The organism is Actinomadura chokoriensis, from assembly GCF_041463665.1.
Classification (GTDB): domain Bacteria; phylum Actinomycetota; class Actinomycetes; order Streptosporangiales; family Streptosporangiaceae; genus Spirillospora; species Spirillospora chokoriensis_A.
The window spans coordinates 49,858-69,132 of sequence record NZ_JAXCEJ010000017.1 but is presented as its reverse complement, the minus strand read 5'-3'; the positions used below and the strand labels follow the sequence as shown (position 1 = coordinate 69,132).

The 19,275-nt window shown below is 70.5% G+C and carries 21 protein-coding genes; 13 read left to right on the top strand and 8 right to left on the bottom strand.

Translation table 11 applies throughout. The features are described from left to right. Nucleotides 1-155: 155 nt before the first annotated feature. The 3 genes from lepB (at nucleotide 156) to SM418_RS24665 (ending at nucleotide 2,575) form a co-directional block, all read left to right on the top strand. Nucleotides 156-1,037: a signal peptidase I gene (gene lepB / locus SM418_RS24675; RefSeq protein WP_371943542.1), complete on the top strand. Its 882-nt coding sequence runs from the start codon at nucleotides 156-158 to the stop codon at nucleotides 1,035-1,037. Nucleotides 1,038-1,538: 501 nt separating this feature from the next. Further along, the gene (locus SM418_RS24670) at nucleotides 1,539-2,264 is read left to right on the top strand and encodes a ribonuclease HII (RefSeq protein WP_371943541.1); all 726 of its coding nucleotides are present in this window, start codon (nucleotides 1,539-1,541) and stop codon (nucleotides 2,262-2,264) included. Further along, nucleotides 2,261-2,575 carry a DUF2469 domain-containing protein gene (locus tag SM418_RS24665; RefSeq protein WP_371943540.1) on the top strand — a complete coding sequence of 105 codons (315 nt, stop codon included), beginning with the start codon at nucleotides 2,261-2,263 and terminating at the stop codon, nucleotides 2,573-2,575. The genes SM418_RS24670 and SM418_RS24665 overlap by 4 nt, the downstream gene beginning before the upstream one ends. A 180-nt stretch (nucleotides 2,576-2,755) precedes the next feature. Here the strand turns inward: SM418_RS24665 and dprA are convergent, their stop codons facing one another. Genes dprA through SM418_RS24650 form a run of 3 tightly spaced genes read right to left on the bottom strand, consistent with a single transcriptional unit; the run spans nucleotide 2,756 to nucleotide 5,864 of the window. Beyond that, nucleotides 2,756-3,955 (bottom strand): DNA-processing protein DprA, encoded by a 1,200-nt coding sequence (gene dprA / locus SM418_RS24660; RefSeq protein WP_371943539.1) that lies wholly within the window; start codon nucleotides 3,953-3,955, stop codon nucleotides 2,756-2,758. Continuing rightward, entirely contained in the window at nucleotides 3,952-5,505 is a 1,554-nt protein-coding gene (locus SM418_RS24655) for a YifB family Mg chelatase-like AAA ATPase (RefSeq protein WP_371943538.1), read from the bottom strand. Before SM418_RS24655 ends, dprA begins: the two co-directional genes overlap by 4 nt. Next, nucleotides 5,505-5,864: a YraN family protein gene (locus SM418_RS24650; protein ID WP_371943537.1), complete on the bottom strand. Its 360-nt coding sequence runs from the start codon at nucleotides 5,862-5,864 to the stop codon at nucleotides 5,505-5,507. Before SM418_RS24650 ends, SM418_RS24655 begins: the two co-directional genes overlap by 1 nt. 157 nt (nucleotides 5,865-6,021) lie before the next feature. Here SM418_RS24650 and SM418_RS24645 point away from each other — a divergent pair, with 157 nt between their 5' ends. Further along, on the top strand, nucleotides 6,022-6,933 hold the full coding sequence (locus SM418_RS24645) for a tyrosine recombinase XerC (RefSeq protein ID WP_371943536.1): 912 nt from the start codon (nucleotides 6,022-6,024) through the stop codon (nucleotides 6,931-6,933). Nucleotides 6,934-7,209: 276 nt separating this feature from the next. Here the strand turns inward: SM418_RS24645 and SM418_RS24640 are convergent, their stop codons facing one another. Then, nucleotides 7,210-7,908 carry a murein hydrolase activator EnvC family protein gene (locus tag SM418_RS24640; protein ID WP_371943535.1) on the bottom strand — a complete coding sequence of 233 codons (699 nt, stop codon included), beginning with the start codon at nucleotides 7,906-7,908 and terminating at the stop codon, nucleotides 7,210-7,212. A 386-nt stretch (nucleotides 7,909-8,294) separates the two neighbouring features. On the opposite strand from SM418_RS24640, the gene rpsB reads away from it, so the two are divergent. The 5 genes from rpsB to SM418_RS24615 all read left to right on the top strand — a co-directional run bounded on the left by rpsB (nucleotide 8,295) and on the right by SM418_RS24615 (nucleotide 12,731). Then, nucleotides 8,295-9,290 (top strand): 30S ribosomal protein S2, encoded by a 996-nt coding sequence (gene rpsB, locus SM418_RS24635; RefSeq protein WP_371943534.1) that lies wholly within the window; start codon nucleotides 8,295-8,297, stop codon nucleotides 9,288-9,290. An 84-nt stretch (nucleotides 9,291-9,374) separates the two neighbouring features. Further along, nucleotides 9,375-10,211 carry a translation elongation factor Ts gene (tsf, locus tag SM418_RS24630; RefSeq protein WP_371943533.1) on the top strand — a complete coding sequence of 279 codons (837 nt, stop codon included), beginning with the start codon at nucleotides 9,375-9,377 and terminating at the stop codon, nucleotides 10,209-10,211. Nucleotides 10,212-10,378: 167 nt separating this feature from the next. Beyond that, a complete protein-coding gene (gene pyrH, locus SM418_RS24625) occupies nucleotides 10,379-11,080 on the top strand; it encodes a UMP kinase (protein ID WP_371943654.1) in 702 nt (233 codons plus the stop codon). Nucleotides 11,081-11,154: 74 nt separating this feature from the next. Then, a complete protein-coding gene (gene frr / locus SM418_RS24620) occupies nucleotides 11,155-11,712 on the top strand; it encodes a ribosome recycling factor (protein ID WP_371943532.1) in 558 nt (185 codons plus the stop codon). Next, complete coding sequence (locus tag SM418_RS24615; RefSeq protein WP_371943531.1) at nucleotides 11,712-12,731, top strand: phosphatidate cytidylyltransferase; 1,020 nt, start codon at nucleotides 11,712-11,714, stop codon at nucleotides 12,729-12,731. The genes frr and SM418_RS24615 overlap by 1 nt, the downstream gene beginning before the upstream one ends. Nucleotides 12,732-12,793: 62 nt before the next feature. Here SM418_RS24615 and SM418_RS24610 read toward each other — a convergent pair whose 3' ends face one another. Continuing rightward, nucleotides 12,794-13,939 (bottom strand): suppressor of fused domain protein, encoded by a 1,146-nt coding sequence (locus SM418_RS24610; RefSeq protein ID WP_371943530.1) that lies wholly within the window; start codon nucleotides 13,937-13,939, stop codon nucleotides 12,794-12,796. A gap of 114 nt (nucleotides 13,940-14,053) precedes the next feature. On the opposite strand from SM418_RS24610, the gene rlmN reads away from it, so the two are divergent. From rlmN to SM418_RS24595, 3 genes are all read left to right on the top strand, one after another. After that, a complete protein-coding gene (rlmN, locus tag SM418_RS24605) occupies nucleotides 14,054-15,199 on the top strand; it encodes a dual-specificity RNA methyltransferase RlmN (protein ID WP_371943529.1) in 1,146 nt (381 codons plus the stop codon). Between the two features lie 60 nt (nucleotides 15,200-15,259). After that, complete coding sequence (locus SM418_RS24600) at nucleotides 15,260-15,763, top strand: DivIVA domain-containing protein (RefSeq protein ID WP_371943528.1); 504 nt, start codon at nucleotides 15,260-15,262, stop codon at nucleotides 15,761-15,763. A 64-nt stretch (nucleotides 15,764-15,827) separates the two neighbouring features. Further along, nucleotides 15,828-16,655: a DUF1963 domain-containing protein gene (locus SM418_RS24595; protein ID WP_371943527.1), complete on the top strand. Its 828-nt coding sequence runs from the start codon at nucleotides 15,828-15,830 to the stop codon at nucleotides 16,653-16,655. A 135-nt stretch (nucleotides 16,656-16,790) separates the two neighbouring features. Here the strand turns inward: SM418_RS24595 and SM418_RS24590 are convergent, their stop codons facing one another. Together SM418_RS24590 and SM418_RS24585 are read right to left on the bottom strand one after the other, a co-directional pair. Further along, on the bottom strand, nucleotides 16,791-17,480 hold the full coding sequence (locus SM418_RS24590; RefSeq protein ID WP_371943526.1) for a hypothetical protein: 690 nt from the start codon (nucleotides 17,478-17,480) through the stop codon (nucleotides 16,791-16,793). Then, on the bottom strand, nucleotides 17,477-18,193 hold the full coding sequence (locus SM418_RS24585; RefSeq protein WP_371943525.1) for an ABC transporter ATP-binding protein: 717 nt from the start codon (nucleotides 18,191-18,193) through the stop codon (nucleotides 17,477-17,479). Before SM418_RS24585 ends, SM418_RS24590 begins: the two co-directional genes overlap by 4 nt. Before the next feature lie 235 nt (nucleotides 18,194-18,428). Between SM418_RS24585 and SM418_RS24580 the strand changes: the two genes are divergently transcribed. Continuing rightward, nucleotides 18,429-18,848, top strand: a complete 420-nt coding sequence (locus SM418_RS24580; RefSeq protein WP_371943524.1) for an HIT family protein — start codon at nucleotides 18,429-18,431, stop codon at nucleotides 18,846-18,848. A gap of 57 nt (nucleotides 18,849-18,905) precedes the next feature. Here SM418_RS24580 and SM418_RS24575 read toward each other — a convergent pair whose 3' ends face one another. Continuing rightward, nucleotides 18,906-19,154 (bottom strand): type II toxin -antitoxin system TacA 1-like antitoxin, encoded by a 249-nt coding sequence (locus SM418_RS24575; protein WP_371943523.1) that lies wholly within the window; start codon nucleotides 19,152-19,154, stop codon nucleotides 18,906-18,908. Nucleotides 19,155-19,275 lie beyond the last annotated feature (121 nt).

The window sequence follows — 19,275 nt, the reverse complement described above, 5'->3', positions numbered from 1 at the left end:
ATCCTTGACGGTGACCGGGGCGTTGCCCATTCCGGACGGGCGCGACGGGTATGGGAGCGATGTGCTCCGGCGGCGACACGCCCGCAGGCGGCGTCCAGCGGGCGTGTCGCCGCTAGGCTTTCGCTCTGATGACTGACGAGGACGATCGGAGAGACGTGCGATCCGAGGCCGAGGGCGCGGTGCCCGAAGAGAAGGAGCCCGTGAACTCGGCCGGGGAGTCGACCGACGACTCCGAGGACGACGGCAAGGGCGACAAGAAGCAGGGATCGTTCTGGAAAGAGCTCCCTGTCCTCATCGTCGTGGCCGTCGCGCTGGCGCTCGTCATCAAGGCGTTCGCCGTCCAGGCGTTCTACATCCCGTCGGGTTCCATGGAGAACACCCTCCAGGTCGGCGACCGGGTCCTCGTCAACAAGATCGTTTACCACACGCGGGACATCGCCCGCGGCGACGTGATCGTCTTCAACGGCCTGGACTCCTGGGACCCCGAGGTCCAGGTCGACGAGCCCGGCAACCCGGTCTCCAAGGCGCTGCGCGCCGTCGGCACCGCGTTCGGCGTGGCGCCCAACGAGAAGGACTACATCAAGCGCGTCATCGGCATCCCCGGCGACCACATCAAATGCTGCGACGCCAAGGGCCGCGTCACCGTCAACGGCGTCCCGCTGGACGAGAAGTCCTACCTCTTCACCGACCCGATCACGCACGAGCAGAACAAGCCGTCCAACGACCCGTTCGACGTCACCGTGAAGCCGGGCCAGCTCTGGGTCATGGGCGACCATCGCGAACTCTCCTACGACTCCCGCTCCCACCGCGGCGACCCGGGCGGCGGCACCATCCCGGTCGACCGCGTCATCGGTCGCGCCTTCGTCATCGTGTGGCCCCTCGACCGTGTCGGCAACCTGCCGATTCCCGGCACCTTCAAGCAGCCCGGCCTGAAGAAGGCGGCCGCCGTCGCCGTCCCCGCCACCCCGTACGCCATGGGCGTCCTCTTCACCCTGCCTCTCGCCTACCTCCGCCGCCACCGCCTCAGATCCACCTGAGGGGCACTGCCGGGGTGCTCGCTTCGGGCAGCCTCGGCGCCGGTCGGTGAGTGAGCACATTTCTCTGGATCTTGAGACCCGGGATCGGATCGCGCCCCCCCGCCGACGCTCTGGGGGCCTTGATCGCTGATGGGATGCGCGCCCACCCGAGGGTGGGCGTGCGACCGGCCATAGGTCACCGGTCGGCCTGTTCGTCGTTAAGGCGGTCATGTGCCGTCTGTCGGGGATGGCCGGGCCGAGGAGGTCAGCGACGAGATGGGCACAGTCCCGGTTGCCCGAAAGGGATGGCCCGCAAGTTCCGGTTTTATAGGCTGGTGGGCAGGTCCGTGCCTGAAGACGCCGTGCCGTCCGATGTCGAGATCTCTGTCGAGACTGCCCGGGGCCCCGTGGGCGCGGGTCTTTGCGGTTTCCGGGCGTTGAGCGGCCCTGCCCGCGGACATGGCGGGTGATCACGGGCATTCGGGGAGCGGTGGAGGGGCGCGGCGACGTACGCTGCGGAACATGAAGGGACGTCCACTCCGCTTCACCCCGCGCCGGGACGCAGGGCTGTTCGCGTATGAGCGCGCCCTGGCGCACGGGGGGTTCAGCCCCGTGGCCGGCGTCGACGAGGCGGGCCGCGGGGCCTGCGCGGGGCCGCTGGTGGTCGGCGCGGTGATCCTGCAGGGCGGGCGTGGCCGGATCGACGGGCTCAACGACTCCAAACTGCTCACTCCGGGACGCCGTGAAGAGCTCTACGCCGAGATCACCGAACGGGCCCTGGCATGGAGCGCGATCGTCATCCCGTGCCACGACATCGACCGGATCGGCCTTCACCGGTGCAACATCACCGGGATGCGGCGGGCCCTGGCCGCCCTGAACCAGCGGCCCGCCTACGTGCTGAGCGACGGCTTCCCCGTCCCCGGCCTGGACGTCCCCGGCCTCGCGGTGATCAAGGGCGATCAGGTCGCGGCCTGCATGGCCGCCGCGTCCATCGTCGCGAAGGTCACCCGAGACCGGATCATGGTCGGCCTCCACGAGCGCTATCCCGAGTACGGCTTCGACGTCCACAAGGGCTACGTGACCCGCGCGCACGGCGAGGCGCTCGCCGCGCACGGTCCATGTCCGGAGCATCGGTTCTCCTACGTCAACGTCGGGCGGGCCTTGCGTAACAATGGAGACGTGGCCTTGGAGGAGGAGACCGAAGGGGAGGTCTCCGGCGAGGAGCGCGCGGAAGGGGCACGAGCGTGAGCGCCGAGGATCTCGAGAAGTACGAGACCGAGATGGAACTGCAGCTCTATCGCGAGTATCGGGACGTCCTCGGGCTGTTCAGCTACGTCGTCGAGACCGAGCGCAGGTTCTACCTCACGAACTCCGTCGACCTCCAGGTGCGCGGCGCCGACACCGGCGATGTCTTCTTCGAGGTCACGATGCAGGACGCGTGGGTCTGGGACATGTACCGCCCCGCTCGCTTCGTGAAGAACGTGCGTGTCGTCACCTTCAAGGACGTCAACGTCGAAGAACTCGCCAAGAGCGACTTCGAACTCCCCTCGGACGAATAACCCGCGAGGCTCCCACCCACGGTGTCGGCAATCTCCTATCGCCGACACCCGGCCGCACCGCCACCGCCACCGCCGTGACCGGCGCCGCCGTTTGGTCGGCCGGGTCATTGCGGCTCGTTGGTGGCCGGAGGGCCGCCGGCGTCGTGAGCGGCCGCTGGCGGCTGGCGGCTGGTTGGAGGGTCATTGCGGCTCCTCGAAAGGGGCTGGCGGAGGCTGTCGCCTATCCGGTTCCATGGCCGGACCTTTGGGGGATTTCCCGGACTTCGTCAGGCGCCAGCCGGACGAAGTCCGTTCGATGAAGCCGGCCGCCGACAGGAGGCCCAGCTTGGCGTTGACCGTGGTCAGGTCGACGCCGGCTTTGACGGCGAGTTGCGCGGGCCCGGTCATGCCGCGGGCGGGGAACGCCTCCAGCACCGACCTCGTCACCGGTTCCAGGCGGTCGCGGGGGAGCACGGGTGTGTCCGGCGGCGGCGCGAGGTCGGCGCCGATGCGTCCCACGGCTTCGATGATCTCCGCTGGGCGGGTGACCAGCACGACGCCCTCCTCGCGCAGGAGCCGGTGGCAGCCGACCGAGGAGCGGGAGGTGATCGGGCCGGGCACGGCCATGACCACGCGGCCGAGCTTGGACGCCCAGCCGGCGGTGTTCAGAGCGCCGCTGCGCGCCTCCGCCTCGACGATGACCGTGCCCCGGGACAGGGCCGCGATGACCCGGTTGCGGACGAGGAAGCGGAGGCGGTGCGGATGCGTGCCCGGCGGGGACTCGCTGACCAGCAGGGACCGCCGGGCCATCTCGGCGAACAGCCCTTCGTTGGACGCCGGGTAGGGGACGTCCACCCCGTTGGCGAGAACCGCGACGGTGGGGCCGTCGGCGGCCAGCGCGCCGCGGTGGGCGGCCGCGTCGATCCCGAGGGCGCCGCCGGAGATCACCGTCCAGCCGTCGTCGGCCAGGTCGGAGGCGAAGTCGGCGGCGGCGCGCAGCCCGTAGGGGGACGCGGCGCGGGAACCGACGATGGCGACCGAACGCAGGCAGCCGTAGCGCAGGTCGCCGGGGCCGCGTAGCCACAGGGCGTAGGGGCGCCCGGCGCCGAGATCGTCGAGGGTCGTCGGCCATTCGGGATCTCCCGGGCAGATAAGGCGGCCGCGGAACCGGGCGCAGACGGCCATGTCCTGATCGGGTTCCGCGGCGATCAGGCGGATCCGCCACTGTTCGAGGCGCCGAAACTCCTTGGGGGAGGCTTCTACGGCGCCGGAGAGACGGCCGGTGCGGATCGCTTCGAGGGCCTCTTCCGGGCCGCACCGGCCGATGATGCGGTTGAGGAAGGCGTCGCCCGGTTCCGCGACGGCGGTGAGGGTGGCGCGGGCGGTTCTCTCGTCGCTCATTGGCGCCCCGCCGACCAGAGGGCGAGCGCGCCGCCGACGTCGTCCGGGCCGGGCTCGTCGTGGCCCGCCAGGTCGGCGATGGTCCAGGCGACCCGAAGGATGCGGTCGAGCCCGCGCGCGCTCAGCGTGCCCCTCTGCAAGGCCTCGTCGGCCCCTTGCATCGCTTCGGCGGACGGTGTGAAGCGTCTGCGCAGTTCCGGGCCGGGGACCTCGGAGTTGGAGCGCCACGGGGTGTCGGCGAGGCGGTGGCGGGTCCGTTCCCTGGCGAGCTGGACGCGTTCGGCCACCACCTTGCTGGTCTCGGCGAACTCCAGGTCGTACCGGAGTTCGGCCCGGCTGGCCGGTGTCAGTTCCAGCTTGAGGTCGATGCGGTCGAGGAGCGGGCCGGTCACGCGGCTGGCGTACTTGCGGCGGACACCGGGCGCGCAGGAGCAGTCGATCTGCTTCGCTGCTGCGCATGGGCAGGGGTTCGCCGCGAGGACGAGCGTGAACCGCGCGGGGAAGTGCGCTATGCCCTCGATGCGAGAGATGCGTACCTCGCCCTCCTCAAGGGGCTGGCGCAGGGCGTCGAGCGTCCCCGCCATGAACTCCGGGGCCTCGTCCAGGAAGAGGATTCCCCGGTGGGCGAGGGACACGGCGCCCGGCTGGAGCACGCGGCCCGACCCGCCGCCGACCATCGAGGCGCGCGAGGCGGTGTGGTGCGGGGCGTGGAACGGCGCCTGGGTGATCAGCGGCTGCCCCGGCCGGAGCGTTCCGGCGACCGAGTGGATCGCGGTGACCTCCAGCGCGACCTCGGGTTCCAGGGGCGGCATCAGCGTCGGCAGCCGCTCCGCGAGCATCGTCTTCCCGCAGCCCGGAGGTCCGGCGAAGAAGAGGTGGTGTCCTCCCGCCGCGCTGATCTCCAGCGCACGGCGGGCCTCGGCCTGCCCCCGGACGTCGGCCAGATCGAGATCGGGCCGGGACTCCTGCTGCCTGATGGCGTAGCCGTCCGCCGGGAGGGGGAAGTCGTCGTCCTCGCCCTCCTCGACCGGCGGCGGCTCGTCGCGCAGGAGGCACAGCAGCCCGCGAAGCGTGCTCGCGGACACGACCTTCATGTCGGGGACGAGTTCGGCTTCGGCGGCGTTCGCCTGGGGCACGACGACCGTCCGGCAGCCTCGGTTGGCCGCGGCCAGTACGGCGGGCAGTATGCCCTGAATCGGGCGTATGCGGCCGTCCAGGCCGAGTTCGCCGATGAGCACCAGCCCCGCACAACTGCGTGGCGGGACGACCTCCGCTGCGGCGAGCAACGAAATGGCGATCGCCAAATCGAAGGTGGAGCCCTTCTTCGGCATGCTCGCCGGGAACAGCGACACCGTGACGTGGCGATTGGGCCAGTCTTCATTCGAGTTGAAGATCGCGGCGCGGACGCGGTCGCGGGCCTCGCTGAGCGCCGTGTCGGGGAGGCCGACCAGGTGGAGGCCCGGTACGCCGCTGGTGATCGCGGCCTCCACGTCCACGACGAAGCCGTCCACCCCGACCAGAGACACCGAGCGGGTCTTCGCCAGCGTCATCAGCACACCTCCCGCAGGTGGTCGATCGAGAAGCCGTCGTTGTCGCGGTCGCCGATCAGGCCGAGGACGTCCACTCGCATGGGCGCGCCGCCGACCCCGTGCGCGGCGGCCCACTGCCAGGCCAGCCGCCGCAACCGGGCCGCCTTCTCCGTGGTGATCGCTTCGAGGGGGTCGCCGAACCGGGCGGACCGGCGGGTCTTCACCTCGCAGACGATGTGCCTGCGCCCGTCATGGGCGACGATGTCGAGCTCGCCCTCGCGGCATCGCCAGTTGCGGTCGAGGATCCGCCAGCCGAGGCCGACGAGGTAGTCGACGGCCGCGTCCTCGCCCTGCCGCCCGAGGCTGATGTGAGCGTTCATGAGTGCCTCACCTCCGGCCTCTGACGCTGCCCGAGTGTGACGAAGTGTGGGCGGAGAATGACTTTCTGTGGATAACTCGCTGAAGAATCGCGGCAATTCACGTGAAACCGCTGGTCGGTGCTTGCGCCGGCGGGGGCGGTGGCGCAGCGTGGCGCCTGTGACCAATGCGCTGGAGGACGCCGTAGCCGACTTCGGCCGCCATCTTCGCGCCGAACGCGCCGTCTCGCCGCACACGCTGCGGGCCTATCTCGGGGATCTGGCCGATCTGTGCGCCTATGCCGCCGCCACCGGCGTCGCCGAACCCGCGGACCTGGACGTCTCGCTGCTACGGGCCTGGCTCGCACGCCAGCACGCGCTCGGCCGCTCCCGCGCCACCCTGGCCCGCCGGACGGCCGCCGCCCGAGCGTTCACCCGGCACTTGTACAGGCGCGGCCTTCTCCAGGACGATCCCGGTCTGCTGCTGGGGACCCCCAAACGGCAGCGTGATCTCCCTGGCGTCCTCACCCAGGACGACGCAACGCGCCTGCTCGACACCATGGACACCCAAGGTCCTCTTGGGCTCCGCGACCTGGCCGTCCTGGAGGTGCTTTACGGGACGGGCGTCCGCGTCAGTGAACTGTGCGGACTCGACGTCGACGATATGGACATGGGGCGCCGGACTGTTCGCGTCCTGGGCAAGGGTGGACGAGAACGCATCGTCCCGGTCGGGGAACCGGCCGTCCGCGCCGTCCAGGACTGGCTTCGCGCAGGGCGGCCCTCCCTCGCGAACGAAGACAGCGGCCCGGCGCTTTTCCTTGGCGCTCGCGGGGGTCGCCTCCACCCGACGAGTGCGCGCCGCATCGTCCACGGACGGATTTCCGAAGTCGGAGAAGTCCCCGACCTAAGCCCCCACGGACTCCGCCACAGCGCCGCCACCCACCTTCTGGAGGGCGGCGCCGACCTGCGCAGCGTCCAGGAGATCCTCGGCCACGCCTCTCTCCAGACGACCCAGCTCTACACGCACGTCTCGGCCGAACGCCTGAAACAGGTCCACCGCCAAGCCCACCCGCGCGGCACCCGCTTCGAATGACGGCGGCCTCTCGCTTCCAGAAGCAAATCCCGTCACCTCCGGCAGGTCACCCCAATGAGCCGCCCTAGCCAACGCTCCAACCGCCCCAACCGGCCGTCCCGAAACCGGCCGTCCCAGCCGGCTGCCCGGCAGGCCGTCCAACCGGCTGGCCCCGGCGAGGCGGTGCAGGCAGCCTGGCCTGGCTGGGGGACGTCTTGCGGGTTGGTGGCCTGCTGTTGCGGAGGCCGGGGCCGGCCGCCCGGCCCCGTGCGGGGGCGCAGGCGGCGGGCGGGCAGATCAGGGGATTCGGCGTAGGCGGCGTTCCTGGGAAAGGTTGATCACGCCCGGGGGCGGACGCCGGCGGCCGTGAAGGCGGAAGCGGATGCGGGTGCGGCGCCAGGCGAAGGCCGCGCTCAGCGTGAGGACCATGCCCGTCAGCGCTCCGCCCGTCGCCGTGGTGGCGTCGCGCAGGGCCATCCGGGGACGTGGCGGCTCCGGAGAAGGGCTTGCGGACGAGGAGGGCTGGGAGGGACGCGGCCAGCGGGGGAGGAGGCGTACCTGGCGCTGGACCAGGTTGAGCGGGTCCAGATAGAGGGCGCCCCGGCGCAGCCCCCAGTGCAGGCAGGGCACGGTGCAGTGGAGCAGGCCGCCTTCCAGAACGCCGATCCGGGTGCCGGACGCGACCCGGCGCCCCGTGTGCACGCTCGGCCGGACGGGCAGGTACGTCGTGCGGAGCGCCCCGTGATCGACCGCAACGACGCCTCGTCCCGCCAGGGACGCGGCGTAGGAGACGCGCCCCGGCCCGGCGGCGTAGACGGCCTGCCCGGGACGGCCCGCGAGATCCACACCGCGGTGGCCGGAACCCCACGGGGTGGACGGCGGCGAGAAGGCCCGGAGAACCCGCGGAGCGGGCGGGCCTAACGGCCATCGCCAGGCGTCCAGGCCCGGTGCGCCAGCGGCGAGCATGCAGGTGAGCAGCAGCGTGAGCAGCGTCATGCACCGCAGCCTGCCGGGTACCCGGCAGCGCGTCGACAGGGTCGGTGAACTGTGGATAACCGCGCGGAACCGTTGATGCCCGGACGCGTCGGCGCCCTGATAATCTGTAACCGTGCCCGGAAGGACACCGGCCAGGGCCAGGCCGTCATCGATTCACCACGGTGGGTCGGCGAGAAGCCGCTCCCAGAGCGGGCAGGCTCAGACCCGGCAACGGGCCAGCCGCCTGGGGCACCCCACGGCGGCTGATTTCACGCGTCCGCATGCCACCACACGTCTGGTGGGGCGCAGTCCCTCGGTCCGTCGTCTCGGCGACGGTGGGACGGCACCCGGGCGCAGGCAGACAACCAAATGCGGCCCGGCAGGGCCAGAGAAGGAGAACACGGGCAATGGCACCCGTCGTCACCATGCGGCAGCTCCTTGAGAGCGGCGTCCACTTCGGCCACCAGACCCGCCGGTGGAACCCGAAGATGAAGCGCTTCATCCTCACCGAGCGCAACGGCATCTACATCATCGACCTGCAGCAGTCGCTGTCCTACATCGACCGCGCGTTCGAGTTCGTCAAGGCCACGGTGGCCCACGGCGGGACGATCCTGTTCGTCGGCACCAAGAAGCAGGCCCAGGAGTCCATCGCCGAGCAGGCCGCCCGGGTCGGCATGCCCTACGTGAACCAGCGCTGGCTGGGCGGCATGCTCACGAACTTCTCCACCGTCCACAAGCGGCTCACCCGGCTCAAGGAGCTGGAGGAGATCAACTACGACGACGTGGCCGGCTCCGGCATGACCAAGAAGGAGCTGCTCGGCCTGCGTCGCGAGAAGGACAAGCTGGAGCGCACCCTCGGCGGTATCCGCGACATGGCGAAGGTTCCGAGCGCCATCTGGATCGTGGACACCAAGAAGGAGCACATCGCGGTCAACGAGGCCAAGAAGCTCGGCATCCCGGTCGTCGCGATCCTCGACACCAACTGCGACCCCGACGAGGTCGACTACCCGGTCCCGGGCAACGACGACGCCATCCGCAGCGTCAGCCTGCTGACCCGCGTGGTCGCCGACTCCGTCGCCGACGGCCTCCTCGCCCGCGCGGGCGCCGCGACCGGCGGGGACGAGAAGCCCGCCGAGGGCGCCGCCCCCACCGGCAACGCCGAGCCGCTGGCCGAGTGGGAGCGCGACCTGCTGGAGAACAAGCAGGCCGAGGGCACCGAGGCGCAGGCCCCCGCCGAGGCCCCCGCCGAGGCTCCGGTTGAGGCCGAGGCCCCCGCCGAGGCCCCCGCCGAGGCCCCCGCCGAGGCTCCGGTCGAGGCCGAGACTCCCGCCGAGGCTCCCGCGGAGGCCGCCGCCGAGCAGGCCGCCGAGGCCCCGAAGGCCGCCGAGGCCGAGCAGGCTTGATCCCACGGTCCCGGTGGCGCCGCACGGGTGCCGCCGGGACCGTCGCGGGTCCCACGACCAACGACGAGAGAAGCGAAGAGAGCGATGGCCAACTTCACCGCCGCTGACGTCAAGCGGCTGCGCGACCTGACCGGCTCCGGCATGATGGCCGTGAAGAACGCCCTGACCGAGGCGGACGGCGACTTCGAGAAGGCGACGGAGCTGCTGCGTCTCAAGGGCGCCAAGGACGTCGGCAAGCGCGCCGAGCGCACCGCCGCCAACGGGCTGGTCGCCGAGCACTTTGCGAACTCCGGCGACGGGGCGCTCCTGGAGCTCAACTGCGAGACCGACTTCGTCGCCAAGAACGCGCAGTTCATCGAGCTGGCCCAGCGCCTGGTCGAGTTCGCCGCCGGCAGCGGCGCGGCCGACGCCGCCGCCCTGCTGACGGCCGAGATCGAGCCCGGCAAGACCGTCCAGGCCCTGATCGAGGAGAACAGCGCCAAGATCGGCGAGAAGCTGGAGCTGCGCCGCTTCGCCCACTTCCAGGGCGCCTACGTGGCCAGCTACCTGCACAAGTCCGACCCGTCCCTGCCGCCGACCACCGGCGTGCTGGTCGAGCTCGACTCCGAGAACACCGAGGTCGCCAAGGACGTCGCGCAGCAGATCGCCGCGATGGCGCCGAAGTACCTCACCCGCGAGGAGATCCCCGCCGAGGCGATCGAGAAGGAGCGGGCGCTCGCCGAGCAGCTCACCCGCGACGAGGGCAAGCCCGAGCAGGCCATTCCCAAGATCGTCGAGGGCCGGGTGAACGCCTACTTCCGCGACTTCGTGCTCGTGGAGCAGGCGTTCGTGAAGGACAACAAGAAGACGATCGCCAAGGTCCTCGACGAGGCCGGGGTGAAGGTCGTCCGCTTCGCCCGGTTCAAGGTCGGGCAGGCGTAAGGGCACTCTGGAGACGGGTACCCGAGAGACATCGCAACGCCAACGAGGAGGCCGCCGACGTGCCGGACAAGACGACCACTAGCGCGACGGCGGCCTCGCCGTCCGATCGGACGGCGTCCGGCGGGCGCGCCACCGGCGGGCACGCGCCGCGCGCGGGCTGGAAGCGGGTGCTGCTGAAGCTCTCGGGCGAGGCCTTCGCCGGGCGTGATCCGCTCGGCATCGACCCCGAGGTCGTCCAGCACGTCGCCGAGGCCATCGCCGAGGCCGTCCGGGACGGCGTGCAGGTGGCGGTCGTCTGCGGCGGCGGCAACATGTTCCGCGGCGCCGTCATGGCCGAGCGCGGCATGGACCGCGGCCGCGCCGACTACATGGGGATGATCGGCACCGTCATCAACTGCCTCGCCCTCCAGGACTTCCTGGAGAAGCTCGGGCTGGACACGCGCGTGCAGACCGCCATCACCATGAGCCAGGTGGCCGAGCCGTACATCCCGAGGCGCGCCATCCGGCACCTGGAGAAGGGGCGCGTGGTCATCTTCGGCGCGGGCCTCGGACAGCCGTTCTTCTCCACCGACACCACCGCCGCCCAGCGCGCGCTGGAGATCGGCGCGGAGGCGGTACTGAAGGCAACCCAAGTGGACGGCGTGTACGACGCCGATCCACGAAAGAATCCAGACGCGGTCAAGTTCGACCGTTTGGATTACGGTGAAGTTCTACAGCGGGGCCTGAAGGTCATGGACGCCACGGCCATCAGTCTCTGCATGGACAACGTCCTCCCCATCGTGGTCTTCGACCTCATGGGGCAGGGCAACATCGTCCGGGCCGTCCGGGGTGAGAAGATCGGCACGCTGGTCAGCCCGGCACAGGGCTGACGGCAGCCCGTGCAGGCGCCCGGCACGCCGGGCAACCGCAGGACCAGGGCCGACCAGATGACATGGGAGTCGCAGTGATCGACGAGACCCTCCTCGAGGCCGAGGAGAAGATGGAGAAGGCGGTCGCGGTCGCCAAGGAGGACTTCCAGGCCATCCGCACCGGCCGGGTCAGCCCGGCGATGTTCAACAAGATCACGGCCGAGTACTACGGGACGCCGACGCCGATCAACCAGCTCGCGTCGTTCACGCTGCCGGAGCCGCGGATGGTCATCGTCCAGGTCTTCGACAAATCGTCCATGCAGGCGGTGGAGAGGGCGATCCGCGACAGCGACCTCGGCGTGAACCCCACCAACGACGGCAACGTGATCCGGGTCGTCTTCCCCGAGTTGTCGGAGGAGCGACGCAGGGACTTCATCAAGGTCGCCGGGACGAAGGCGGAGGACAGCCGGATCTCCATCCGCAACATCCGGCGCCGCGCCAAGGACACCCTCGACAAGCTCGCCAAGGACGGCGAGGCAGGCGAGGACGAGGTGCGGCGTGCCGAGAAGGAACTCGACGACACCACGCACCGTTACGTGGCGCAGATCGACGAGCTGCTCGAGCACAAGAAGGCCGAACTGCTCGAGGTTTGATGGAACTCGACGATGCCGGGGAGCCCTCGGGTTCCCCGGATGAGCCGGAGGTCGACATGGCCGGCCCGCCCCCCGGAGAAGCTCTGGACTCGCCCTCCGAACAGGACGGTTCCCGTGAGGACGCCCCGTCGGTGGACGTGCCGCCCGTCGGCGCCACCGCTGTGACGCCCCCTGAAGCCTCTCCCGGTGCTTCCGGAGGGAAGCGGGAGAGCAGGACCGGCCGTAACCTGCCGCTCGCCATCGGCGTCGGTGTCGGCCTCGGTGCGCTGGTGCTGGTGTCGCTGTACACGGTCAAGGAGATCTTCCTTGCCGTGATGATCGTGTTCCTCTTCCTCGGCATGCGCGAGCTGACCGAGGCGTTCAAGAGCCGCGACATCCGCGTCCCGTTCATCCCCGTCGCGACGGGGATGGTGGGCACGCCGGTCGTGGCGTACGTGTGGGGGCCCACGGCGACGGTGGCCGCGGTGTCCCTGACGGTGCTGGCCCTGCTGCTGACACGGATGATGGAGGGCGCCGCCGGGTACGTGCGGGACGTCGCCGCCGGGTCGTTCGTGGCCGGCTACCTGGTGCTGATGGGCGGGATCGTCGCGCTCCTCCTGCGCCCGGACGACGGCGACCACCGCATCGTCATCTTCATCGCCACGACCGTCGCCAGTGACATCGGCGGCTATTTCGCGGGCTCGTTCCTGGGCAAGCACAAGCTGGCCCCCACGATCAGCCCCAAGAAGACGTGGGAGGGCGTCACCGGCTCGGCGATCACGTGCATGGCCGTCGGCGGGTGGCTGGTGTGGTGGCTGCTGGACGGCGGGCACGTCTGGCAGGGTGTGATCATCGGGCTGGCCGCCGTGGTCACCGCGACCGCCGGCGACCTCGTCGAGTCGATGGTCAAACGTGATCTCGGCATCAAGGACATGGGAACGCTCCTTCCCGGACACGGCGGTGTGATGGACCGCCTCGACTCCCTGGTCGCGACGGCCCCCGTCGTGTGGCTTCTCCTGGAGTTGTTCCTCCCGAGCTAGGACGCCGCTGGACGCCCGCCGCTAGGACGCCCTAGGACGTCCTGCGCCGCCGCTCGGGCGTCCTAGGAGATGACCCAGGAACGGCCCTGCTGTGCAAGGCGCTTAATGAGCGCGTCCGACCCCTCGCTCTTCGCGTAGCGGTGTTCTTCACCGGTGATGGGCACGAGCCAAAGCCACCGGACGGCGTCGCCGTTGAGGGTGAGGCCGCCCAGGGCAGGAGCCTCAGGGCCTGCGAGACGGCTCGGATCGTCCAGGAGCAGTACGCCTTCCCAGGACGACTCTCCGCCGCCCAGCGGGAACGTGCGGGCCTCGTGGTACCACTTGACGACGTCCCCGGGGGCGAACCACGTCACCGACCGCCATGGGTACTGCGCCAGCCAGGGGAAGATACTGCCGGCCTTCTGGCTGGGGAGCGTGCTGGCGACGGCGAGTTCGCTCCGTCCGTATGGGGCGACGTCGTCTTCGTACAGTTCCACCGTGGGCATGCGCTGGCGGCTCATCCCGACCGTGCTCAGCACGGTGAAGTCCCGCCCGGCTCTTGCGGGACGCTCCGACACGCCCACGGTTGGGGCCGCGCCAGCTCTGCCGCTCGCCAGTTGCCGTCCGACGTCGTGCCAGTAATGGCCGCTAGGGCCGAGGCGCTGCAGCAGGTGGCCGAGCACCGATTGCTGGAACTCGGCCCAGGAACCATCGGCCCGGCATCGCTTCCAGTGCTCGCGGGCCTCGTCGATGCGGGGGCCGAAGTCCTCGATCTCCTCGTCCAGGGGGAACGCGAACGGGCTCTGCAGCGCGGCGTCGCGCGCGTATCCGGGGATGCCGCGCCCCATGTCCGACCAGCCGGGAATCACGAACAGCGGGTCGCCCGCCTCCAGGACGGCGACGCCGTCGCCCTCCTCGAACCACACGACCTCCAGGGAGTCGCCGTCCAGCGCCTTGCGTCCCGACGGATGGCGCACATGGGACTCCGGCAGGAGCGGCGCACGACCCCCGTCCAGCCGGGACTGGTCGAGTTCCTGCGGAGCCTTCCGGTGGTTGGCGACCCATGCCGCCCCGACCACCGAGTCCCGCGCGTCCTTCAGGTAGGCCACGGTGACGTCGCCGTCGGTCTCGACGACGAGCCGCCGGCTGCCGTACGGGCTCGCCGCGGCGTGGACGACCTTGGCCGCGGACCCCCGGGACGAGGCAGCGGCCCTACGCAATACCGACATGATCGAGACCTTAGTAGCACACAAGGTCATGTGCAGGAATGTCGTCCCACGCGGCAGGGCATCGATCCGCTGACGGACAATGCACGCGCCGGTGTTTGCCACACTGGGAGGACCATGTCTACGACCCAGCCCGCCGCCGCCGGTACCGCGCCCAAGAAGACTCCGGCGAAGCTCGTCTTCGCCGCCCCGAGGCGCGGCAAGCCGCCGAGGCATCTCGCCGACCTCACCACGGCGGAGCGCCGCGACGCGGTCGCCGAGCTGGGGGAGAAGCCGTTCCGCGCGGACCAGCTGTCCCGGCACTACTTCGCCCGCCTGGTGGACGATCCCGCGAAGATGACGGATCTGCCCGCCGCCGTCCGCGAGCGTCTGGTCTCGGAGCTGCTGCCGTCGCTGCTGACCCCGGTCCGCGAGCTGGACTGCGACGGCGGGACGACGCTCAAGACGGTCTGGAAGGCGTTCGACGGCGTCCTGTTCGAGTCGGTGCTCATGCGCTACCCGGACCGGGCCACGATGTGCGTCTCGTCCCAGGCGGGGTGCGGCATGAACTGCCCCTTCTGCGCGACCGGTCAGGCCGGGCTCACGCGCAACCTCTCGACGGCCGAGATAGTCGAACAGGTCGCTGCGGGCGCTCGCGCTCTCGCTCGTGGACGTATCCCAGGCGGGACCGGCCGAGTGTCCAACATCGTCTTCATGGGCATGGGCGAACCCCTGGCCAACTACAAGGCCGTGATAGGCGCGGTACGCCGCATCACCGATCCGGCACCCGCCGGATTGGGCATCTCCCAGCGTTCGGTCACCGTTTCCACGGTCGGGCTGGTCCCGGCCATCGAGAAGCTCGCCGCCGAGGACATGTCCGTCCGGCTGGCGGTGTCCCTGCACGCACCGGATGATGAGCTTCGGGACGACCTGGTGCCCATCAACAACCGGTGGAAGGTGTCCGAGGTCCTGGAAGCGGCGTGGGCCTACGCGGACCGGAGCGGCCGCCGGGTCTCGATCGAGTACGCCCTCATCAAGGACGTCAACGACCAGGGGTGGCGGGCCGATCTTCTCGGCAGGCTCTTGCGCGGGAATCTCGTACACGTCAATCTGATCCCGTTGAATCCGACGCCGGGTTCCAAGTGGACCGCCTCGCGGCCCGAGGACGAGCGGGAGTTCGTCCGGCGCCTGGAGGCCCACGGGGTCCCGGTCACGGTGCGCGACACTCGGGGCAGGGAGATCGACGGGGCCTGCGGGCAGCTGGCCGCGTCGACCAGGGACTGAGCGCGCCGCGGGGGCGCCCCCGGCGCCCCGCAGGCGCGCGGGTGGAGGAGCACGGTGCCGGTGAGGACGGGTGCGCGGTTGCCGGTGGGCTTGCGCGGCTACGACCGAGACCAGGTCGACGCCCTGCTGGAGCGGATCTCGCAGGCGCTGGCGGGCGGGCCGCCGATCTCCGCCGACGAGGTGCGCGAGACCCGCTTCGACATCGTCCTGCGCGGCTACGACAACCGCGCGGTGGACGAGCTGCTGCGTGAGTGCATCAGGGAGCTCCAGGCCAGGGCGCCGATCTGGGAACGCTCCAGGCGGCCGCGCGCGCAACCGGCCTGGTTGATCAACTGGATCCAGAACACCCGGTTCTCCGGCGCCGGCCTGCGCACGGGCTACGACGTCCGGGACGTGGACGCGTTCCTCGCCCGCGTGGTCGCCGGCCTGCGCGGCGCGGCCCCGCCCGTGACCGCCCGGGACGTGCGAGAGAGCGCCTTCCGCGTCGTCCTGCTCGGGCCGGGTTACGACGAGCAGGAGGTCGACCGCTTCCTGGTGCAGCTCGCGGGCGCCCTGGAACGCTGACCGAAGTTATCCACAATTTCGCCGGGCGCTGCGCTCCGCCCCTCACCCGCGTAACCCTACGTGCATGGACTACTTCATTCCGCACTTGCGTCGGCTGCGCGTCCTGCTCGACGCCTTCCTCGCCCCGGAGATCACCGCCGTCCTGCTACCGCTGGCCCGGCCGGCGCTGCGGCTCGGCGCCGGGGACGGCGTCCCCGTTCACCTGGGCGGCGCACCGCTCCTCCCGCCGACCGAACCGTGGCCGGAGTGGAACGGGCGTCCCCTCGACTTCCTCGGCGCCATCGACTTCTCCGGTTTCGCGCGGTTCGGCAAGATCCCCGGCCTGCCGACCTCCGGCACGATCGCGTTCTACTATGCGTCCGAGATCCCGCGTCCCTGGGGTGACGCGTCCGCGCAGCGGGACGGCTGGCGCGTCTTCACCGGCGCCTTGCGGACGACGACGCCACCGCCCGGGGTGACCTCCTACCCCAAGACGACCTTGGACGCCGCCCCGTTCCTTTCCCTGCCCTCGCCCCAGGAGCATGTCGTCCAGCGGCTGGAGACGATCTACAGCGGCGTCCTGCCCGTGTATGCGCAACTTCACGCCGCATGGACACGGCACACCTGGCAGGGGAACGCGCCGGCGCACCAGTTGGGCGGGTGGCCGGCCCTCGTCCAACGCCCGGTGGGCCCCGACTGCCTGTACGCCTCGACGGGCCGCGCCCTGGACTCCCCGAAAGCCCCGGCTCTCACTCCTGACGAGCAACGCACGGCGGAAGACTGGCGCCTGCTGCTCCAACTCGACTCCGATCCCCGGCTCGGCTGGTACTGGGGAGACCCAGGCCGCGTCTACTTCTGCAACCGCCAGAACGCCCCTCTGGAGGAAACCTGGCTGAACCTCCAAGCCGCCTGACCCCGGCCCACAGTTCATTGACGATCACGGACGGTCTGGTCGTCCAGGGGCGGGCCTCTTCGGAGATCCGGCAGCGCTTTGTGTCAGCCCCGGGGGTTTGTGGCAGCAGTTGTTACGGGAGGGGCAGGGGCCGCTTCAGGGACGGTGGCGTGAGGTCATGACGTAGAGGGCGCCGACGGTCACCGACCAGAGGAGCAGATGAAGAGCGATGGCGGGGAAGGCGGCGGTGAAGGCCCCGGGGCCGTCGTGGGCCGCGCGCAACCATTCGATCATCGGGACGGAGAGCCAGCCGAGGGGGCCGATCCCGAGCAGGAGAAGGGCGAGGGCGCCGCCGAGGAGCGCGAGCAGCGAAACGCCGGGATCGGGGATGAGAGCCCGGCTCGTCCATGCGCCGAGCAGCGTTCCGGGGACGGCGACGAGGAGGTTCAAGCCATAGCCGGCCAAGATCGCTGAACCGGGCGAGCCTGCCTGGACGGCCTGGAGGAGGGGGATGGTCAGTGCCAGGAAGCCCAGGCAGAGGTTCACCATGTACGCCGCGACGAGCCCCGCCCAGATGGGACCGGACGGGCGGCGGACGGCGGTGGCCGTCAACGCGCGCTGCTCGTCCGGCTGCGTGTCGAGCAGCGCGCGCGCCGCCCAGGCCCACACGGGGAACATGATGGCCGCCACGTCCGCGAACGTCATGGCGGCGAGATCGGAGGCGTCAGGCCCGCTCGGTCCCTGAACGAGGATCAGCGCCACGAACAGCGCGACCACGATGAACGGCTGCAGGGCGCGCAGCGAACGGACGTAGCCCGCGATCTGGAACCGGATGAGCGCGATCACCGCTCGGTCCTCCGCACGCGGTAGCCGTCCGCGCGCAGTCTGCTCTCCAGGGCATCGGCCTCGTCCCCGGGCACCTCGACCTCCAGGACCGCCGTGGCCGCGGTCCTGCCGGCTGCCACACGGGTCACCGCGGTATCGGCCACCCGTAGCCGGTCGATGCCCGGCAGCGCCTCGACGCACCGCTGATGGTCGCTGACAACCACGGTGGTGCCGTCGGCCGCGAGCCCGGAGATCAGTCCGGGAAGCGCATCGCGGGTGGCCGCGTCCAGGCCCGCGAAGGGCTCGTCCAGGATCAGGAGCTCCGGGTCGGCCATGAGGGCCTGAGCGAGCCCGACCTTCTGCGCGCTGCCCTTCGAGAGTTCGGGCAGCCGCACATCGAGGAGGTGATCGAAGCCGAGCCGCTCCGCCCACGCGCCGACCGCGTCCCCGGGCACCCGGCGTACGGCGGCCATGTGCCCGAGGTACGCGCGGACACTGAACGGCTGATCCACGGGGAAACGCTCGGGCGCGTACCCCACCCGTGTGGGGCGGTCACTGACGATGCCCAGGCGTGGCCTGCGCAAACCTGCGATCACGCGAAGCAAAGTGGACTTCCCGGCGCCGTTCCGCCCTGTCACCTCGGTGACGCTGCCGACCGCGAGGGACACCGTGACATCCCTGAACACCCAGGGATCCCTCCGCCGATAACGAAAGGCGACATTCTCCAGCCGCATGAGACCCACACGCTAGGGACGCCACCGTAAGGGCGGCGTTAGCCGGGCCGGGCCGTCCGTCCGAATGTCCTCCCCTCCGGGACGCCAACCGTGAGGACGGCGCCGGTGGGGCGGGTGGTGGCTGCTCGTGGCGGGCGCGAGCTCGTGAGGAAAGGCCCCCGGGAGTCGGCGGCGTTCAGTCTCGCTGGGGTTGGGGCTCTTTTGAGGCGGTGCTTCCCGGAGGGAGGATGGGGGGATGGCTGAGGGGTGTTTGTTCTGCGAAATCGTCAGCGGGGCCCGGGATACGCATGTGGTCCTGGATGCGCCGGAGGCCGTGGCCTTTCTTGATGCGCGGCCCTTGTTCAAGGGGCACACGTTGCTGGTTCCCCGTGTGCACTTCGAGACGCTCGTGGATTTGCCAGGTGAGCTTTTGGGGCCGTTCTTCGGGCACGCGCAGCGGCTCGCCGCCGCGATGGAGTCGGTCCTCGGGGCGGCGGGGTCTTTCGTCGCCATGAACAACAGGATCAGCCAGAGCGTGCCGCACCTGCATGTTCATGTCGTTCCGCGCAACCGCAAGGACGGGCTTCGCGGGTTCTTCTGGCCGCGGCAGAAGTACGAGTCGGACGCGGAGGCGGCCGCGTACGCGGAGCGCCTGTCCGGTGCGCTCAAAGGGTGAGCTCAAAGGGTGAGCTCGGAGGGTGAGCTCGGAGGGTGAGCTCGGAGGGTGAGGTCGTCAGGTCGACAGGGCCGTCAAGAGGGCGACGTAGGGAGTCGCCGCCGTGGGGGCGGGGGGCGGCGCCTGGACGGCGGCGTGTTCGTGGAGGTCTCGTTCGGCGCGGTCCAGGGCGGCGGACAGGACGTAGTCGGCGACCGTCCAGCCGATCAGCTCGGCCGCCTCACGGATCACGAGGAACTGGTCGGCGGAGGTCGGGAAGGCGATGTGCTCGGTGGCGGGAAGGTCCTGGCGGACCGACTCGGGCATGGCCGGTCTCCCTCCTAACGGCATCTCAAAGTACGCCGGGAGGTGTCGCCACGGCATCCCCACTGAGAACGAGAATCGTCGGGTGTGCGGAAGAGCATGCACTACACCGGACCCCTGGCGA

Coding starts and splice junctions, on each gene's coding strand:
- SM418_RS24670 (WP_371943541.1), top strand. CDS start 1,539: ATGAAGGGACGTCCACTCCGCTTCACCCCGCGCCGGGACGCAGGGCTG.
- dprA (WP_371943539.1), bottom strand. CDS start 3,955: ATGAGCGACGAGAGAACCGCCCGCGCCACCCTCACCGCCGTCGCGGAA.
- SM418_RS24655 (WP_371943538.1), bottom strand. CDS start 5,505: ATGACGCTGGCGAAGACCCGCTCGGTGTCTCTGGTCGGGGTGGACGGC.
- SM418_RS24650 (WP_371943537.1), bottom strand. CDS start 5,864: ATGAACGCTCACATCAGCCTCGGGCGGCAGGGCGAGGACGCGGCCGTC.
- SM418_RS24640 (WP_371943535.1), bottom strand. CDS start 7,908: ATGACGCTGCTCACGCTGCTGCTCACCTGCATGCTCGCCGCTGGCGCA.
- rpsB (WP_371943534.1), top strand. CDS start 8,295: ATGGCACCCGTCGTCACCATGCGGCAGCTCCTTGAGAGCGGCGTCCAC.
- tsf (WP_371943533.1), top strand. CDS start 9,375: ATGGCCAACTTCACCGCCGCTGACGTCAAGCGGCTGCGCGACCTGACC.
- SM418_RS24615 (WP_371943531.1), top strand. CDS start 11,712: ATGGAACTCGACGATGCCGGGGAGCCCTCGGGTTCCCCGGATGAGCCG.
- SM418_RS24610 (WP_371943530.1), bottom strand. CDS start 13,939: ATGTCGGTATTGCGTAGGGCCGCTGCCTCGTCCCGGGGGTCCGCGGCC.
- rlmN (WP_371943529.1), top strand. CDS start 14,054: ATGTCTACGACCCAGCCCGCCGCCGCCGGTACCGCGCCCAAGAAGACT.
- SM418_RS24595 (WP_371943527.1), top strand. CDS start 15,828: ATGGACTACTTCATTCCGCACTTGCGTCGGCTGCGCGTCCTGCTCGAC.
- SM418_RS24585 (WP_371943525.1), bottom strand. CDS start 18,193: ATGCGGCTGGAGAATGTCGCCTTTCGTTATCGGCGGAGGGATCCCTGG.
- SM418_RS24580 (WP_371943524.1), top strand. CDS start 18,429: ATGGCTGAGGGGTGTTTGTTCTGCGAAATCGTCAGCGGGGCCCGGGAT.
- SM418_RS24575 (WP_371943523.1), bottom strand. CDS start 19,154: ATGCCCGAGTCGGTCCGCCAGGACCTTCCCGCCACCGAGCACATCGCC.